Raw genomic sequence first — 14,569 nt, 5'->3', positions numbered from 1 at the left:
GCGCCGGCGTGGGCTTGGGTGGCGTGGGGTCGTTCGGCGGTGTACTCATCGGCCCCCTTCCATGGTCGGTGCGCTGATGGCAGTACGGGTCTCCACTGCGGCCCGGATGAATCATGCTGCCCGCCCGGACACGCTCGGTAGGCGCCGAAAACGCGCAGCGCCGAAGGACTCCGACAGCGGAGAATGCCTGCCGTCGAACGGCGAGCGGTTCGTGAAGGCCGGCACGGCGAGCACGATGACCAGGCCGGGCAGAGACACGAGGACGGCGAGTTCCATGTACCCCCGTCTCCCGCCCGGGACTGTTCGAGTCCGCGGACGGCGTGACGGCTCAACTGAAGATCGTCCAGGAGGTCGTGCCGTTGGCCGCCATCAGCACGAAGAGAACGACCAGGTCCGCGATGCCGAGGCCCAGCCCGAGCAGCGCCCTGAAGCGGCGTGGTGTGTCCCGTCGTAGGGCGAGGACGGCCAGCACGATGGCGATGGGGCCGAGCACGAGGTTGAGGACGAGGAGACCGACCAGGCCGAGCACAAAGGAGGCCACGGCCATGCCTTCGGTGTCCTGCCTGCCCGTGGCGCGCGCCGGGGGCGCTGTCATACGCATCGTCTAAGCCCTCCCCGTCCCGCCCCGTCGCCGTCGCTCGCGCACGGCGAAGGTCATGAGCCAGCAGCCGATGAGCACGGCGAGGACCACGGAGACCGGCCCGGGGAGGTACACGGCCGACCCCAGGACAATGGCCAGCAGAACCAGGGCCACGACAAGGAAGAGCACCGCCTACCTCCTTTCGCCCGGGCGTACGGACATCGGTGAAGTTCGCCTCGGTCGGGTTCGCCTTTGCGTGTGCATGCCGCTACGGGTCTCCAGGCGTGACCACCTCACGCCTGTGCGGCGCGTGTTGACGCAAACTGTCTCCACTGCGTGCCGACGATGAGAGAGCGAACGGCGTGACCGGGACCAGGACCGGGCTCGCGAGTGGTGCGGAACTCCCCGGCGGGGGTGCCGTACGGCGTGCATCACACGGTCGCACCCCGTGCCATGCACGCCGTTTCCGCGGCGGATCAGCGTTTCGCTGCGAGCGCCGACGCTGCGGGCGCGGGCGCCGAGGTGGTCCGGCGGCCAGGGATGGCCAGCGCTGCTGCCGCCCCCGCGAGCGACAGCGCGCCGCTGACCGCGACGGCCGCGCTGAACCCGTCGGTGAAGGCGGCCGGTCCCGAGTAGCTTCCGGCCTTGCTGAACACCAGGGCCAGCACCGCGACCCCGAACACGCCGCCCAGCTGGCGGCCGGTGTTGAACACTCCGGAGGCCTTGCCGATCTGCTCGGGTGCCACGGCGTTGAGCACGGCGGTCTGGACGGCAGGCATCGCCATGCTCACGCCGGTGCCCGCGATGAGCATCGGAGCGATCATCTCCCCATACGGTGCCGACGGTGCGGCGATGAGCGCCAGCCACCCCATCCCCGCCGCCTGCAGACCCAGCCCGAGCGCGGCAGGCGGCCGCGCGCCGACCCGGTTCACCAGCCTCCCCGCCAACGGCGCCACGACCGTCACCGAGGCGGTCCAGGCGAGCAGATGCAGCCCGGCGGCCAGCGGCCCGTCACCGCGTCCCGTCTGAAAGTACTGCGCGGCGAAGAACAGGGACCCGTACAGCGAGGCGTAGAGGAACACGCCGGCGACGTTGCCTGCCGCGAAGCCGGAAAGCCGGAACAGCCCCAGCGGCACCATCGGCCGCTCGGCGACCCGCTGCCAGGCCACGAAAGCGACGGTGCAGACCGCACCCGCGAGGAGTGCGGCGACCACCTCGATGCTGCCCCATCCGGCAGCGTGCGAGCGGACCAGCCCCCACACCAGTCCGAACGCGGCACCGGTCACCAGCACCAATCCGCCGCTGTCCACGCCGCCCACGCCGCCTCGGCTCTCCGGAACCCGGCGCAGCACCAGCGGGATCACGGCCAGGCCGATCGGCAGGTTGAGCCAGAAGATCCACTGCCAGGCGAGCCCCTGAGTGACGGCGCCGCCCACCACCGGTCCCGCGACCACCGCGAGCCCGGTCAGCCCGGCGAAGAGCCCCAGCGCCCTCGGTCGGTCCGGCGGCGGATAGGCGGCACTGAGCAGCGCCATGGCCAGCGGCATCACCAGCGCGGCCCCGGCACCCTGCACCGCCCGCGCCGCGATCAGCCAGCCCACGCCCGGCGCGAGTGCGCAGGCCGCCGAGGCCGCCGTGAACAGCGCCAACCCGGTCGTGAAGACCAGCCGACGCCCGAACCGGTCGCCCAGCACGGCCCCGGTCATCAGCAGAACGGCGAAGCTCAGGCTGTAGGCGTTCACCGTCCACCCGAGCTGTTCGATCGACGTATCGAGATCCAGCCGGATCCGGCTCAGAGCCGTCGTCACCACGGTGGCGTCGAGCGCCACCATCACCGAGGCCGCCGAAGCGAGCCCCAGAACCCATTTTCTGTCCATGCGAGTACCGACCGGCGGCCCCGCTCGATTCGTCGGGCCGGTGCCGATGATTTCCGGTGGCCTGGCGGGTCTGTACGAGAAAGGGAGGAACATCGGGTGACCGTGATCGAACAGCAGCAGGACGAGTTCGCCCGCCTGACCGGGCCGTTCCGGCGTGAACTGCTGACCCACTGCTATCGGATGCTGGGTTCGGTGCAGGACGCCGAGGATCTGGTGCAGGAGACCTATCTGCGGGCCTGGCGGTCGTACCAGGACTTCGAGGGCCGTGCCTCGCTGCGCACCTGGCTCTACCGGATCGCCACCAACGCCTGCCTGAACGCGCTGCGGCACGGCAGCCGCCGTGTGCTGCCCGCGGGACTGGGCGCCCCGTCGACCGATCCGGTCGCGCTCGCGCCGAGAGACCCGGAGATCCCCTGGCTGGAGCCGCTCCCCGACGAGCTGGCCGACCCGGCGGCCATCGTGGCCGGGCGCGCCGGTCTGCGGCTGGCTCTCATCGCCGCCTTGCAGCACCTGCCCCCGCAGCAGCGAACCGTGCTCGTTCTGCGGGATGTGCTGGCCTGGTCGGCGGAGGAGGCCGCCGACGTCCTCGGTGTCACACCGGCCGCGGTGCACAGCACGCTGCAGCGCGCCCGGGCCCGGCTGGATCGCCTGGAACCGGCCGTCGACGAGATAGCCGAGCCCAGCGAGCAGGAGCAGCGCGACCTGCTCGATCGTTATACGGACGCCTTCGAGCGGGCCGACATCGCCACGCTGACCCGACTGCTGACCGAGGACGCGGTGTGGCAGATGCCGCCCAATCCGTCGTGGTTCGCAGGACGCGACAACGTCATCCGGCTGCTCGTGGCCCGACTCGGCAGCAAGCGGACCCGGCTGGTTCCCCTACGCGCCAACGGGCAGCCCGGCTTCGCGATGTACGTGGACGGTGAGGCCTTCGCCGTTCAGGTCATCACCTTGCGCGGCCCGGCCGTCGCCGCGGTCACCGCCTTCCACGACGCCGCCCTGGTGCGGAGCTTCGGCCTGCCTTCCCGGATGTGAACGCTCACGGGGAGAACCGGCAGAGGCGGGAGCCGAACGAGACCCACGCCTACCCTCCGTGGGGGCCACGCATCGGGGGCACCCCGCCCGTGGCGTCGACGTCACTCCGCCGCGCCCGACATGCGCAGGGCGAGCTGCTGCAGAAGATCGGCTGTGGTGATGTCCGTGCGTCCCGAGTCGTGTACCTCGGAGAGTTCGGAGAAGAGGAAGGCGAAGGCGCCCACGAGTGAGATGGTCGCGGGCAAGTAGGCGTCCGCGACCGCCTGTCCCGCTTCCGCCGGCCCGGCGTCGGCAGGCACTTCGACCCGTGGGAAGACCTCCGTGACGAGCGCGCCGAGCTGGTTCTCGCCCGGGTCGACGTCGGCACTCTCGTCCAGGGCGATCCGGCGCGCCATCGCGTTGGTCTCGGTGAGAACGGCGATGGCGCGCAGGATGATCTCCGTCTGTTCCATGCCGAGAGCCTAGATGTGCCGCAACCCCTTGTGGGCGGCGGTGTCGTCATTCTTCGGTTCGGCGCCGAAGAGGCAGGGTCTGACACCGGAGCGGCCGGGATGGTAGAAGCGATCATGACCAACTTCCGCAGTTCCTGTTCCTCCTCCCACCGGGCGGGCCCGCGATGACCGCCGGCATCGACACTCCGGACAGCCGTGGCCGCACCGGACTCGACCGGACCGGCCGGGACCTCACCGCGAACCCCCGGGTGAAGGTGCGGGACGTGAAGCTGCTGTCCTGCTACTGGTACGTCGAACGCACCACCACCTTCGACTTCCAGCACGCCGACGGCACCTGGAGCACCCAGGAGCGCGAGACGCACGACCGCGGGAACGGCGCCACGCTCCTGCTGTACGACGCCGAGCACGAAACCGTCCTGCTCACCAGGCAGTTCCGCTATCCCGTGTATGTCAACGGACACCCGGACGGCATGCTGATCGAGACGCCGGGCGGTCTCCTCGACGAGGAGGACGAGCACCCGGAAGTCGCGGTACGACGCGAGGTCGTCGAGGAGACCGGGCACACCATCGGCGCGATCCAGCACGTCTTCGACGTCTATATGAGCCCCGGATCGGTCACCGAGCGGGTGAGCTTCTACGCCGCTTCGTACGGCCCCTCGACCCGCACGCACGAGGGCGGGGGACTGGACGAGGAGGGCGAGGACATCGAACTCGTCGAACTGCCCTTCCGCCGGGCCCTGGAGATGATCCGCACCGGGGAGATCGCCGACGCGAAGACCATCATGCTGCTGCAATGGGCGGCCCTGGAGGGGCCGTTCGCCAAGTAGGGACCATCGGCGTCCGCCCTCCGTCGGGGCTTGACTTGCAGTGCACTCCAAGCCGCAGACTCCGTGCCGGGCTCGCAGAGGACGGGCCCGAACCGGAGGGGACACCATGAAGTACCGCACCATCGGCAGTGATCCGAAGACCCGCCGCGAGGTGAGCGTGCTCGCCCTGGGGGCCATGCTGTTCGGCTCGCGGACGGACGAGGAGACCTCCTTCGCCGTACTGGACCGCTATGTCGAGGCAGGTGGGAACTTCATCGACACCTCCGACAACTACGCGTTCTGGGAGGACGGCGGCCAGGGCGGGCAGAGCGAGGAACTGCTCGGGAGGTGGCGGCGCAGTCGCGGTATCGGCAACGAGGTGGTCATCGCCACCAAGCTCGGCGCCCGCCCGCTCGCCCCCGGCACCAGCTACACCGACAACCCGGAGGGCCTGTCGGCGAAGGTGATCCGCGAGGCGGCCGAACGCAGCCGGGAGCGGCTCGGCGTGGAACGGCTGGATCTGCTGTACGCGCACATCGAGGACCGGACGGTACCGCTGCGGGAAACGGTCGAGGGGTTCGCCGAGTTGGTCGCGGAGGGCACCGTAGGGCTCCTCGGAGCGAGCAACCACGCCGTGTGGCGGGTGGAGCGGGCCCGCGCGCAGGCAGCCGCGGCCGGCCTGCCCGGCTACGAGGTCCTGCAGTACCAGCACAGCCACCTGCGGCCTCGCACCGACATTCCCGACGCTCTCTTCCCGGAGGGCAGCCTCGGCGGAGCGACGGGGGAGCTGCTCAGTTACCTGCGCGCCGAGCCCGCTCTGACCCTGGTCGCCTACTCACCGTTGCTCGGCGGCGCCTACGCCCGCCGGGACAAACCGCTCCCGCCCGACTACGACCACCCGGGCACCCCGGCCCGGCTCACCGTACTGCGGAAGGTGGCCAAGGAGACGGGCGCGAGCGTCAACCAGGTCGTCCTCGCCTGGCAGATCGGCGGCGAGCTGCCGGTGATCCCGCTGGCCGGCGCGTCCTCGGTGGCCCAGCTGGAGGAGAACCTGGCGGCGGTCGAGCTGGAACTGACTCCGGAGCAGCGGGCGCGCCTAGATGCGGCTCACTGAGCCACGCTCCGCTGCACTGAGGCTCGGAAGCGGCCGCTGACACGCGGCGTGACCCGGGCTCAGCGCTGAGCACGGGATTCGATGCGGAGGGTGGTCAGCAGGAGCGCGATGTCGTCGGGGCGTTCGGTGGCCTGACGGGCTTCTTGGGTGAGCAGATTGGCGGCGGTGCTCAGCGAGCGACTGCCCGCCCGCGTGTCGGGGGTACCTGCACGGGCCAGGGTGGCGCGCAGGGCCTCGATACCGTCGTCGATGTCGCTGCCCGGCTGCTCGACGAGCCCGTCCGTGTAGAGGGCCAGGACCGCCTCGGGTTCCAGTCGCAGCTCCGTCACCGGGTACCTGGCCTGCGGATCCACACCGAGCACCACCCCGCCGGGGAGGTCGAGGACTTCCGTACGGCCGTCGGGATGGCGCAGCAGCGGCTGCGGATGACCGGCCCGGGCGACGTGGGCGATCCCGGTGAGCGGGTCCAGGCGGACGTAGCAGCAACTGGCGAACTGGCCCGGATCGAGATCGATGAGCAGCCGGTTGGTGCCGCTCATCACCTCGTCCGGCGTGTGGTCGCCGAGCGCGAACGCCCTTACCGCACTGCGCAGTTGCCCCATGGTCGCCGCCGCCTGGACACCGTGCCCCTGTACGTCGCCGATGACCAGGGCCAGTCCCTTGCCGGCCTCGACGACGTCGTACCAGTCGCCTCCCACGTCGAGGCCCAGCGTGCCGGGCAGGTAACGGCCGGCCGTCTCGACCCGCGGGTGCGCCGACAGCCGATGGGGGAGCAGGGCCTCCTGGAGGCCGCGGGCGAGGGCGGCTTCGGTGTCGTAGCGCCGGGCTCTCTCCAGGGCTTGGGCGATCAGGCCGGCCAGGGCGGTGAGGACCGTGCACTCCTCGGTGCTGAAGTCGCGGGGACGGTCGAAGCCGAGGATGCAGGAGCCGACCGGACGGCCGGAGGCGATCAGCGGCAGGAAGGCGCGGGCTCCCTCGGTGGCGTCCAGCGCGATGCCGGGGTAGGCGGCCGCGAGCTGGTTCATGGACTCGAAGAAGAGGGGGCGGCCGCTGGTGAGCGTTTCGACACCGGGCAGCCGGACGTCCAGCCCCACTCCGTCGAAGGGTGCGAGGAAGCCCTGCGGGAAGCCGGTCTCCCACGCCAGGTACAGGTGCCGGTCCTGGAGCAGGTAGATGGCCAGCCGGCGTCCGCCGAACGCGGGCAGCAGCTCCCGCATCACGACTTCCGACACCTGCCGGGCCGTCATGGCCTCGCTGAGCGCGATCGCGAGGACGATCGGCCGGTACAGCGAGGCGGACGCGGTGACACCGGCCGCCGGATCCTCCTCGCCGGCCGGGCCGGGCCAGGGCGTTCGCGCGTCCAGCGGCGAGGCATCCGTGGTGTCCGCGACCCGGCCCATCGGGACCACCTTGCAGGTCAGGGTCTCCGGGCCGGGATAGACGGACAGGGTGAGCAGGTCGCCACCGTGCCCCGCCGAGTGCGGGTCGCCGTCCTGGTCCGGGCGTCTGACCTGGAAGTGCACCGGCTCGGGAGAGAACATCGCGCCGCGCAGATGGTCCTCGTAGGTGGGCCGGTCCAACCACGGCAGCGCCCCCAGCAGGGGCCGGCTCAGCAGTTCGGCCGCGGGGCGGCCGAGAAGTTCGGCGGCGCGCGGGTTCACGTAGGTGACGAGCCCGCGCCGGTCGAATGCGAACACTCCCTCCGGCAGCAGATCCGCCGCCCGGTCCGCCGCCGGGCCGGGGCCCGGATCGACGACGACACCGCTCACCCGGAGCCTCGCGGACGGCGGTGCGACGGGTGGTGCGTCGGGCGACGCGTCGGTGGTCCACAGTTCCATGAGCCGCAGGCCCCCGTCGGAGACGCGCACCGGCAGCGGGTGGGGCGGCGGGTGCCCGGCGGCTGTGTCGTGCAACGCGGCCAGCAGCGCAGCGGCGTCGTCGGGGCACACCGCGCCGGCGAGTGCCTCGGGCGTCCCGTCGAAGTCCTCGGGAGCGATGCCCAGCAGGGCCCAGAGTGCCTCGTCGGCGGTCACGGTGTCGGCGACCGGATCCCAGGCGAACCGTCCGATGCGCTCGGCAGGCGAGCCGACTGCCGGTGGCCGTACGCACAGCGGTTCCGCGTCCCACACGACCGCAGGGCCGTTGTCCTCCAGCTTGTCCAGGGCCGCGCCCAGGCCGGCCGCGACCGCCGTCATCCGATCACGGTCGGGCAGGACCTCGGTGGCGTCCGCGACCGGCGGGCACAGCACCGTCAGGACGCCGTACGACCTCGACGCCCCCACGACAGGGACGTACACCGAACCGAACTGGAAGGGCAGTCCGGCCGCGAGCTGCGGGTAGCGGCGCATGGTTTCGGTGGCGTCGGCGAGCAGGACCTCCGTGCCCAGCCGATGGGCGTCGGCGACGGGGAACGGCCGGTCCCGGTGCATGCGCCACCAGGGGCGGAACAGCGGCCCGGGCAGCCCGGCCAGCACCGCCAGCTTCAGCAGGCTGGGGTTGCTCGAGCGCAGGTACACGCCGCCGGCGAAGCCGCGCGCCGCGCGAATGGCGTCCGTCGAGGCGTCGGTGAGCAGCGTGGCCAGGCCTTCCGGCGCCTGACCCGCACGCTCGGTGCTCCCAGTCATCGGTCTGCCCTCGTCCGCCCGCCGTCAGGGGGGTACCACAGCAAGAATGCGCCCCAGAGGCCCCGTCCCGCACCTCGACATCTCGGGGCCGGGACCGCGAAGGGGCTCGGAACGGGTACCGGGACCGCGGCCCCGTACCCGCCCGCCTCACCCACCAGGTGCATGATCGTGACACCCCCGCACGGTTCTCCTGGCGCGGTGGCCGGCCCGGGCTCGATCCGGCCGGCTCCGCACTCAGCGCGAAAGATACCGGTCCCTGGCCTCCGTCAGGAGGGTCGGAAGTCGGGGATCCCGCCACCCGAGCAGCCGGGGCGCGGGCGAGCGCCGGTTGTAGGACGCGTCGAACACGACATGCTGCCAGGTGGCGCGGGCGCTGTTTTTGATGTGCGGCCTGTCGTCGATCAGTGCGATGCCGTCGTGGCGGCTCTTGTCGTCGACGACGACGGCCTCGTGGGCCACCCGGGCGCCGAAGTGCCGGGTCAGCCACGCGCGTTTCGCCCGATCGGACCAGGGATTGGCGCTCAGCGGCGAGCTGCACACGCGCGGCCGGAACCCGGCCGCGCCGATCCGCTCCCAGCCCTCCACGGCGCCTTCGCAGAGCGGCAGTGAGGCGAAGAACTCCTGCCGCGAGGTGACCGCCTCGATCCGCGCCCGGTGTTCCGGGAAGGCGTCTGTCAGGCGGAACTCGCTGCGCGTGCCTGCCGAGTGCAGCTGCGGGCACACGGCACCGATCGCGTCCACGACGTACCGGTCGAAGTCGGCAAGGACGCCGTCCATGTCGACCAGGACCACTCTTGACGGGTCATCCACGGTGGCAGCGTAGGGCCCCGGCAGAGCGTTTCGGGGGGAGTCGACAGGACTGCGGCCTCGTCGCACGCAGTCGCACACCCGCCGACAACGGTTCTGTCCGTGTGCGCGATAGTGAACCCTTCGAGTGAAAGATGTAACGAGCACCCAGGAAGTCCGTGGACGCGAGCGAGAGCAGCACCGACAACAGCGCCGGACCCGGAGCAGGGTCGGCGGGCCCACCGAGCCCGCCCCGTACCGGGTGGCGTCGGTGGGCGATGGACACCCGGCCGTTGCGGCGCCCGGCCTACCGGCGCCTGTGGTCGTCGACCATCGTCACGGCCGTCGGCAGTCAGCTCACCGCCGTCGCCGTGCCCAAGCAGATCTACGACATCACCGGCTCCTCCGCGTGGGTCGGCTACGCCAGCCTCGCCGGACTGCTGCCCCTCGTGGTCTTCGCCCTGTGGGGCGGGGCGATCGCCGACCACATGGACCGGCGCAAGCTGCTCCTCATCACCAACAGCGGCATAGCCGTCACCTCTCTCCTCTTCTGGGCCCAGGCCGTCACCGGACTCGACTCGGTTCTGGTCCTGATGGCCCTGCTCGCCCTCCAGCAGGCGTTCTTCGGTCTCAACGCACCGGCACGCAATGCCTCCATCGCCCGCCTGGTTCCCGCGGACGAACTCGCCGCGGCCAACGCGCTCGGCTCGACCGTCATGCAGACCGGACTCGTGGCAGGTCCCCTGCTCGCCGGTGCCCTCATCCCTGTCATCGGGCTGCCCGAGCTGTACCTGATCGACGCGCTGGCCCTGTGCGCCACCGTATGGGCGGTCGTACGCCTGCCTGCTCTGCCGCCCCTCGTGGCCGCCGTGTCCCGGCGGGCAGGCTGGCGGGAGGTGGCCGCGGGCTTCCGCTACATCGCGCTGCACAAAGTGCTGATGCTGTCCTTCCTCGCCGACATCATCGCCATGGTCCTCGGTATGCCCCGGGCGCTCTTCCCCCAGCTCGCCGCAGAGACGTACGCGCCCTACGGCGAGGGGCTGGCGCTCGGCCTGCTCTTCGCGGCGATCCCCATCGGCGCGGTGCTCGGAGGACTGCTGTCGGGAACCTTCTCCCGCGCGCGTCGGCACGGCCTCATGGTCATCGCCGCGGTGGCGGGTTGGGGGGCAGCCGTCACGGGCTTCGGTCTCAGCGCAAACCTGTGGGTCGCCGTGGCGTTCCTCGCCGCCGCCGGTGTCGCCGACATGGTCTCCATGGTCTTCCGCGGCGCGATCCTGTTGTCGGCCGCCACCGACGAGATGCGCGGCCGTATGCAGGGCGTGTTCACGGTGGTCGTCGCGGGCGGTCCCCGGCTCGCCGACGTCCTGCACGGCACGGCGGGTTCCGCCTTCGGCCCCCGTACGGCCGTGGTGGGCGGTGGCCTGCTCGTCATCGTCGCCACGCTGGCACTGGCCACCGCGACACCGGCACTGCGCAGCTACCGGGCCTGACGGCGGGCGTGCACCGGTGGCCGGACTCAGCTCTCCAGTGCCTGCGCGATCAGCGACTGCAGATGCAACCCGCGGCGGGCGTTGATTTCCCCGGAGACCCCGTTACGCACGGCGGCGGCGAACTCACGGCGCAGGACGGGCCAGCACTCGGAGTAGTCCAGCTCGGCGCTGTCGTGGACGAGCGGGGGCTGCGGGCCGAAGAGCTCGACCCGGGTGATGCCCTGCGCGACGTTGACGGAACCCGACAGCGAGGCCTGGCTGACGGCGCCGTTCTCGTGCTCGCAGGTCAGCTCGATCCAGCGGCGCGGGTCACCGGCGCCACGGATACGGACGATGGGGCCGACGGCCGCGTCCAACAGGTCCAGCAGATGCGGACCGATGTCCAACAGCGCGCCGTGTTCCAGACGCCACGGCGTCGCGAACGGGCCGCCCAGGAACGCGCTGCTCAGCCCGCAGGAACGCGCACCCACGACCTCCAGCTCCCTCGCCTCGCTCACAAACCGCCGGACCTCCGGGTGGTAGCGGCTCGTCAGCACGAGTTGGGAGACGACACCGGCTTCGTCGATCGCGTCGACCAGCCGGCGCCCGGCCGACAGATCCGCACCGAGCGGCTTCTCCAGGAGCAGCGCCTTGCCCGCCTTCGCGGCACGCAGGGCGAGTTCGGCCTGTACCGAGGGAGGAACCGCGAAGGCGACCGCTTCGCACCCGTCGAGCAGTTCCTCGAAGCTCTCGGCGACGCGCGCCCCATGCGGCGCGGCCGTCTCACGTGCCGCCTCGGCGCGGCGCGCCCATACGGCGGTCAGCGCGGTCTCGGGCCCGGCGGCGAGCAGTTCGGCGTGCACGGTCCGCGCCCAGGGGCCCGCGCCGACGAGTCCGACCTTGACGGGGGTGTGGGGCCAGGGATCAGGAGTGCCGGTCACGGGAGATCCGATCTGTGCGGTGGCATGGGCGCGGGTCGTGCGGTGACCTGGCGCGGGTTGACGTGAGGTGCGGTCAACCGAGGCCGCGTACTGGCCCGTCGGAGGGTGCGCAGGCTCTCTCACCCTACCCGCGGTGAGATCGACGCGGCCTGGTCGCGGGCGCGCCCGAGGGCTTGCGGTGTGCCGGCGGTGCACGCCTCTGTTCGATGAAGCGTCATGAGCGTCATCATTCGGTGCATGGATCCCACAAACGACAAAGCAGGCACCGACGGTACGATCCTGCCCGCGCTGCCGGAGGACTGGCAGCGATGTCTTGCGGTGGCGGCCCATCCGGACGACATCGAGTACGGCACCGCAAGCGCTGTTGCCCGGTGGACGGCTCAGGGCAAGCACGTCACGTACCTGCTGGCCACCCGCGGCGAAGCCGGCATCGACGGCATGCACCCGGACCGGGCCGGTCCGCTGCGGGAGAGCGAGGAGCGGGCCGGAGCCCGTGAAGTCGGCGTCGACGACGTCGAGTTCCTCGACCACCGTGACGGCGTCATCGAGGACGGGCTCGTCCTGCGCCGGGACATCGTGCGGGCGATGCGCCGCCACCGGCCCGAGATCGTGGTGTCCGGCGCGTTCACCGTGCGCATGGTCATGGGGCTGACCAACCAGGCGGACCACCGGGTGGTGGGCCTGGCAGCCCTGGACGCGGCACGGGACGCGGGCAACCGCTGGATCTTCCCGGAACTGGCCGACGAGGGGCTCGAACCGTGGAACGGAATCCGGATGGTGTGCCTGGCCGGGGCGCAGCAGCCCACCCACGGCGTGGACATCACGGGCGAACCCCTTGCACGCGGCATCGCCTCCCTCGCCGCGCATGCCGAGTACACCAAGGGCCTGGGCGCGCAGGGCTTCGAGCCCGGCCCCTTTTTGACCTGGGCGTCCAAGATGGGCGGCCCGGCCCTGGGCGTCGAGTCGGCCGTCCTGTTCGACGTGCACCAGCTCATCCCCGACGGCCCGCCGCCCTGGGTGTGACCACAGCCCGGCCATCACACGGGTCGGGCGATGTGACCACGTCATCACGGGCCGGCCGCACATCGAGATGACACAACTTGACCTGATCGATGGGTCTTTTGAATCAGGAGACTCATAGGCTGAGCGTCAATTGATCACCAGTGATCCGGAGGAGTTCACGTGACCCCACGCTCGCGCAAGGCCACCAGACGCACCGCTGTCCTTCGCCGAGACGCCGTCGTCGCGACCGTCCCGGTCGCCGTCGCGGCCCTGCTCGCCGCGGCCGGACCGGCGGCGGCAGGCACTTCGGGTTCGGCCGGCGTGGGAGACCCCTATTTCCCCCTCGCGGGCAACGGCGGCTACGACGTGCACCACTACGACCTGACCCTCGGCTACGACCCGGACAGCCGCCACCTCGACGGCAAGGCGGTCATCACCGCGCGCGCCACGCAGAAGCTGACCCGCTTCGACCTCGACCTCAAGGGACTCAAGGTCACCGGCGTCATGGTGGGCCACAGCAAGGCGGACTTCCGCCGCGACGGACAGGAACTCGTCGTCACCCCACGCCACGCCCTGCACAAGCACCAGGAGTTCCGGATCACCGTCACCTACCGGGGCACCCCCAAGCCGGCGACTGACCCGGACGGTTCGCTGGACGGATGGATCCCGACGGACGACGGCGCGTTCGTGGCGGGGGAACCGCAGGGCGCCATGACCTGGTTCCCCGCCAACAACCACCCCAGGGACAAGGCCTCGTACGACTTCACGGTCACCGTGCCCAAGGGGACGACCGCCGTCGCCAACGGTGTTCTGCGTGGGCAGAAGACCTCCCACGGGCGCACCACGTTCCGCTGGCGGGCGGTCGAGCCGATGGCCGCGTACCTCGCCACCGCCACGATCGGGAAGTTCAAGGTCGAGCAGTACACGACCCCGGACGGCCTGAAGGTCTACAACGCCGTCGATCCCCGCGAAGCGACCGCCGCGGCCCCCGTGCTGAAGAAGCTGCCCTCCGTGCTGGCCTGGGAGAGCGGCCTCTTCGGCCCCTACCCCTTCAAAGCCGCCGGATCGGTCGTCGACCGGGCTCCGCAGGTCGGCTTCGCACTGGAAACGCAGACACGGCCGCTCTACGACCGGGCGCCCAGCCTGGGCACTCTCGTCCATGAAAGCGCGCACCAGTGGTTCGGGGACTCCGTCTCGCTGACCACCTGGAAGGACATCTGGCTCAACGAGGGCTTCGCGACCTACGCCGAGTGGCTCTACACCGAGCAGCATGGCGGCAGGAGCGCTCAGCAGACCTTCGACTCCCTCTACGCATCCCCGGCGGACAGCGACCTCTGGGCCTTCCCGCCCGCCGATCCCGGCAGCGGAGCGCACATCTTCGAAACCCCGGTCTACGCTCGCGGCGCCATGGCCCTGCACAAACTCCGTACGGCCGTGGGCGACAGGACCTTCTTCCGCATCCTGCGCACCTGGACGGCCGACCACCACGAAGGCCACGGGACCACCAGCCAGTTCACCCACCTGTCGGAACGCCTGTCAGGCAAGGACCTCCACGCCCTGTTCCACACCTGGTTGGACACGACGGGCAAGCCGGCTTCGCCGTGATCTAGGCAGGCCGCAGCCACATCGTCGCCAGCGGCGGCAGCGTCAGCAGGACAGACACCGGTCGGCCGTGTGCCCCCTCCGGCTCGGCCTTGACCGGGTCGGGGTTGGTGACGTCGCTGCCGCCGTAGCGGGCGAGGTCGGTGTTGAGGACCTCGTGCCAGGCGGGAACGTCGTCGGGTACCCCGAGGCGGTATTCGTGCCGCACGACCGGGGAGAAGTTGGAGACGGCGAGCAGCGGGGAGCCGTCGGCGTCGTAGCGCAGGAACGCGAAGACGTTG

15 protein-coding genes are annotated in these 14,569 nt (G+C 71.1%); 6 read left to right on the top strand and 9 right to left on the bottom strand.

The window, feature by feature from the left end:
- Positions 1 to 111: 111 nt before the first annotated feature.
- From ACN6LB_RS40480 to ACN6LB_RS40465, 4 genes are all read right to left on the bottom strand, one after another.
- Positions 112 to 276, bottom strand: a complete 165-nt coding sequence (locus ACN6LB_RS40480) for a hypothetical protein (protein WP_445030239.1) — start codon at positions 274 to 276, stop codon at positions 112 to 114.
- A gap of 52 nt (positions 277 to 328) precedes the next feature.
- Positions 329 to 601: a DUF4190 domain-containing protein gene (locus ACN6LB_RS40475; RefSeq protein WP_445030238.1), complete on the bottom strand. Its 273-nt coding sequence runs from the start codon at positions 599 to 601 to the stop codon at positions 329 to 331.
- A 3-nt stretch (positions 602 to 604) separates the two neighbouring features.
- Positions 605 to 769 (bottom strand): hypothetical protein, encoded by a 165-nt coding sequence (locus ACN6LB_RS40470; protein ID WP_445030237.1) that lies wholly within the window; start codon positions 767 to 769, stop codon positions 605 to 607.
- A gap of 287 nt (positions 770 to 1,056) precedes the next feature.
- The gene (locus ACN6LB_RS40465; RefSeq protein ID WP_445030236.1) at positions 1,057 to 2,457 is read right to left on the bottom strand and encodes a DHA2 family efflux MFS transporter permease subunit; all 1,401 of its coding nucleotides are present in this window, start codon (positions 2,455 to 2,457) and stop codon (positions 1,057 to 1,059) included.
- 96 nt (positions 2,458 to 2,553) lie between these two features.
- Between ACN6LB_RS40465 and ACN6LB_RS40460 the strand changes: the two genes are divergently transcribed.
- On the top strand, positions 2,554 to 3,492 hold the full coding sequence (locus tag ACN6LB_RS40460) for a sigma-70 family RNA polymerase sigma factor (protein ID WP_445030235.1): 939 nt from the start codon (positions 2,554 to 2,556) through the stop codon (positions 3,490 to 3,492).
- A 101-nt stretch (positions 3,493 to 3,593) separates the two neighbouring features.
- Here the strand turns inward: ACN6LB_RS40460 and ACN6LB_RS40455 are convergent, their stop codons facing one another.
- Positions 3,594 to 3,944, bottom strand: a complete 351-nt coding sequence (locus tag ACN6LB_RS40455; RefSeq protein WP_356135255.1) for a hypothetical protein — start codon at positions 3,942 to 3,944, stop codon at positions 3,594 to 3,596.
- Between the two features lie 164 nt (positions 3,945 to 4,108).
- On the opposite strand from ACN6LB_RS40455, the gene ACN6LB_RS40450 reads away from it, so the two are divergent.
- Both ACN6LB_RS40450 and ACN6LB_RS40445 read left to right on the top strand, forming a co-directional pair.
- Positions 4,109 to 4,771, top strand: coding sequence for an NUDIX domain-containing protein (locus ACN6LB_RS40450; protein ID WP_356135257.1), 663 nt, complete (start codon positions 4,109 to 4,111; stop codon positions 4,769 to 4,771).
- Positions 4,772 to 4,877: 106 nt separating this feature from the next.
- Positions 4,878 to 5,864, top strand: a complete 987-nt coding sequence (locus ACN6LB_RS40445) for an aldo/keto reductase (RefSeq protein ID WP_445030234.1) — start codon at positions 4,878 to 4,880, stop codon at positions 5,862 to 5,864.
- Between the two features lie 59 nt (positions 5,865 to 5,923).
- Here the strand turns inward: ACN6LB_RS40445 and ACN6LB_RS40440 are convergent, their stop codons facing one another.
- Entirely contained in the window at positions 5,924 to 8,488 is a 2,565-nt protein-coding gene (locus ACN6LB_RS40440; protein WP_445030233.1) for a SpoIIE family protein phosphatase, read from the bottom strand.
- A gap of 234 nt (positions 8,489 to 8,722) precedes the next feature.
- On the bottom strand, positions 8,723 to 9,298 hold the full coding sequence (locus tag ACN6LB_RS40435) for a 5' nucleotidase, NT5C type (protein ID WP_445030232.1): 576 nt from the start codon (positions 9,296 to 9,298) through the stop codon (positions 8,723 to 8,725).
- A gap of 155 nt (positions 9,299 to 9,453) precedes the next feature.
- On the opposite strand from ACN6LB_RS40435, the gene ACN6LB_RS40430 reads away from it, so the two are divergent.
- Positions 9,454 to 10,764, top strand: a complete 1,311-nt coding sequence (locus tag ACN6LB_RS40430; RefSeq protein ID WP_445030231.1) for an MFS transporter — start codon at positions 9,454 to 9,456, stop codon at positions 10,762 to 10,764.
- A 26-nt stretch (positions 10,765 to 10,790) separates the two neighbouring features.
- Here ACN6LB_RS40430 and ACN6LB_RS40425 read toward each other — a convergent pair whose 3' ends face one another.
- Positions 10,791 to 11,684, bottom strand: a complete 894-nt coding sequence (locus tag ACN6LB_RS40425) for a Gfo/Idh/MocA family protein (protein ID WP_445030230.1) — start codon at positions 11,682 to 11,684, stop codon at positions 10,791 to 10,793.
- Positions 11,685 to 11,921: 237 nt separating this feature from the next.
- Between ACN6LB_RS40425 and ACN6LB_RS40420 the strand changes: the two genes are divergently transcribed.
- The gene (locus ACN6LB_RS40420) at positions 11,922 to 12,707 is read left to right on the top strand and encodes a PIG-L deacetylase family protein (RefSeq protein WP_445030229.1); all 786 of its coding nucleotides are present in this window, start codon (positions 11,922 to 11,924) and stop codon (positions 12,705 to 12,707) included.
- A gap of 159 nt (positions 12,708 to 12,866) precedes the next feature.
- On the top strand, positions 12,867 to 14,291 hold the full coding sequence (locus tag ACN6LB_RS40415; RefSeq protein WP_445030228.1) for a M1 family metallopeptidase: 1,425 nt from the start codon (positions 12,867 to 12,869) through the stop codon (positions 14,289 to 14,291).
- 1 nt (position 14,292) lies between these two features.
- Here the strand turns inward: ACN6LB_RS40415 and ACN6LB_RS40410 are convergent.
- The coding region (locus ACN6LB_RS40410; RefSeq protein ID WP_445030227.1) for an alpha amylase C-terminal domain-containing protein at positions 14,293 to 14,569 on the bottom strand (277 nt) is incomplete at its 5' end.

The organism is Streptomyces sp. SAS_270 (assembly GCF_052543295.1).
Note: the sequence above shows the minus strand (reverse complement) of the source record. Positions and strands in the feature narration are given on the sequence as shown.

Bases quoted from the DNA above. Each gene is read 5' to 3' on its own strand.
- ACN6LB_RS40480 (WP_445030239.1), bottom strand. From the start codon at position 276: ATGGAACTCGCCGTCCTCGTGTCTCTGCCCGGCCTGGTCATCGTGCTC.
- ACN6LB_RS40475 (WP_445030238.1), bottom strand. From the start codon at position 601: ATGCGTATGACAGCGCCCCCGGCGCGCGCCACGGGCAGGCAGGACACC.
- ACN6LB_RS40465 (WP_445030236.1), bottom strand. From the start codon at position 2,457: ATGGACAGAAAATGGGTTCTGGGGCTCGCTTCGGCGGCCTCGGTGATG.
- ACN6LB_RS40455 (WP_356135255.1), bottom strand. From the start codon at position 3,944: ATGGAACAGACGGAGATCATCCTGCGCGCCATCGCCGTTCTCACCGAG.
- ACN6LB_RS40450 (WP_356135257.1), top strand. From the start codon at position 4,109: ATGACCGCCGGCATCGACACTCCGGACAGCCGTGGCCGCACCGGACTC.
- ACN6LB_RS40445 (WP_445030234.1), top strand. From the start codon at position 4,878: ATGAAGTACCGCACCATCGGCAGTGATCCGAAGACCCGCCGCGAGGTG.
- ACN6LB_RS40440 (WP_445030233.1), bottom strand. From the start codon at position 8,488: ATGACTGGGAGCACCGAGCGTGCGGGTCAGGCGCCGGAAGGCCTGGCC.
- ACN6LB_RS40420 (WP_445030229.1), top strand. From the start codon at position 11,922: ATGGATCCCACAAACGACAAAGCAGGCACCGACGGTACGATCCTGCCC.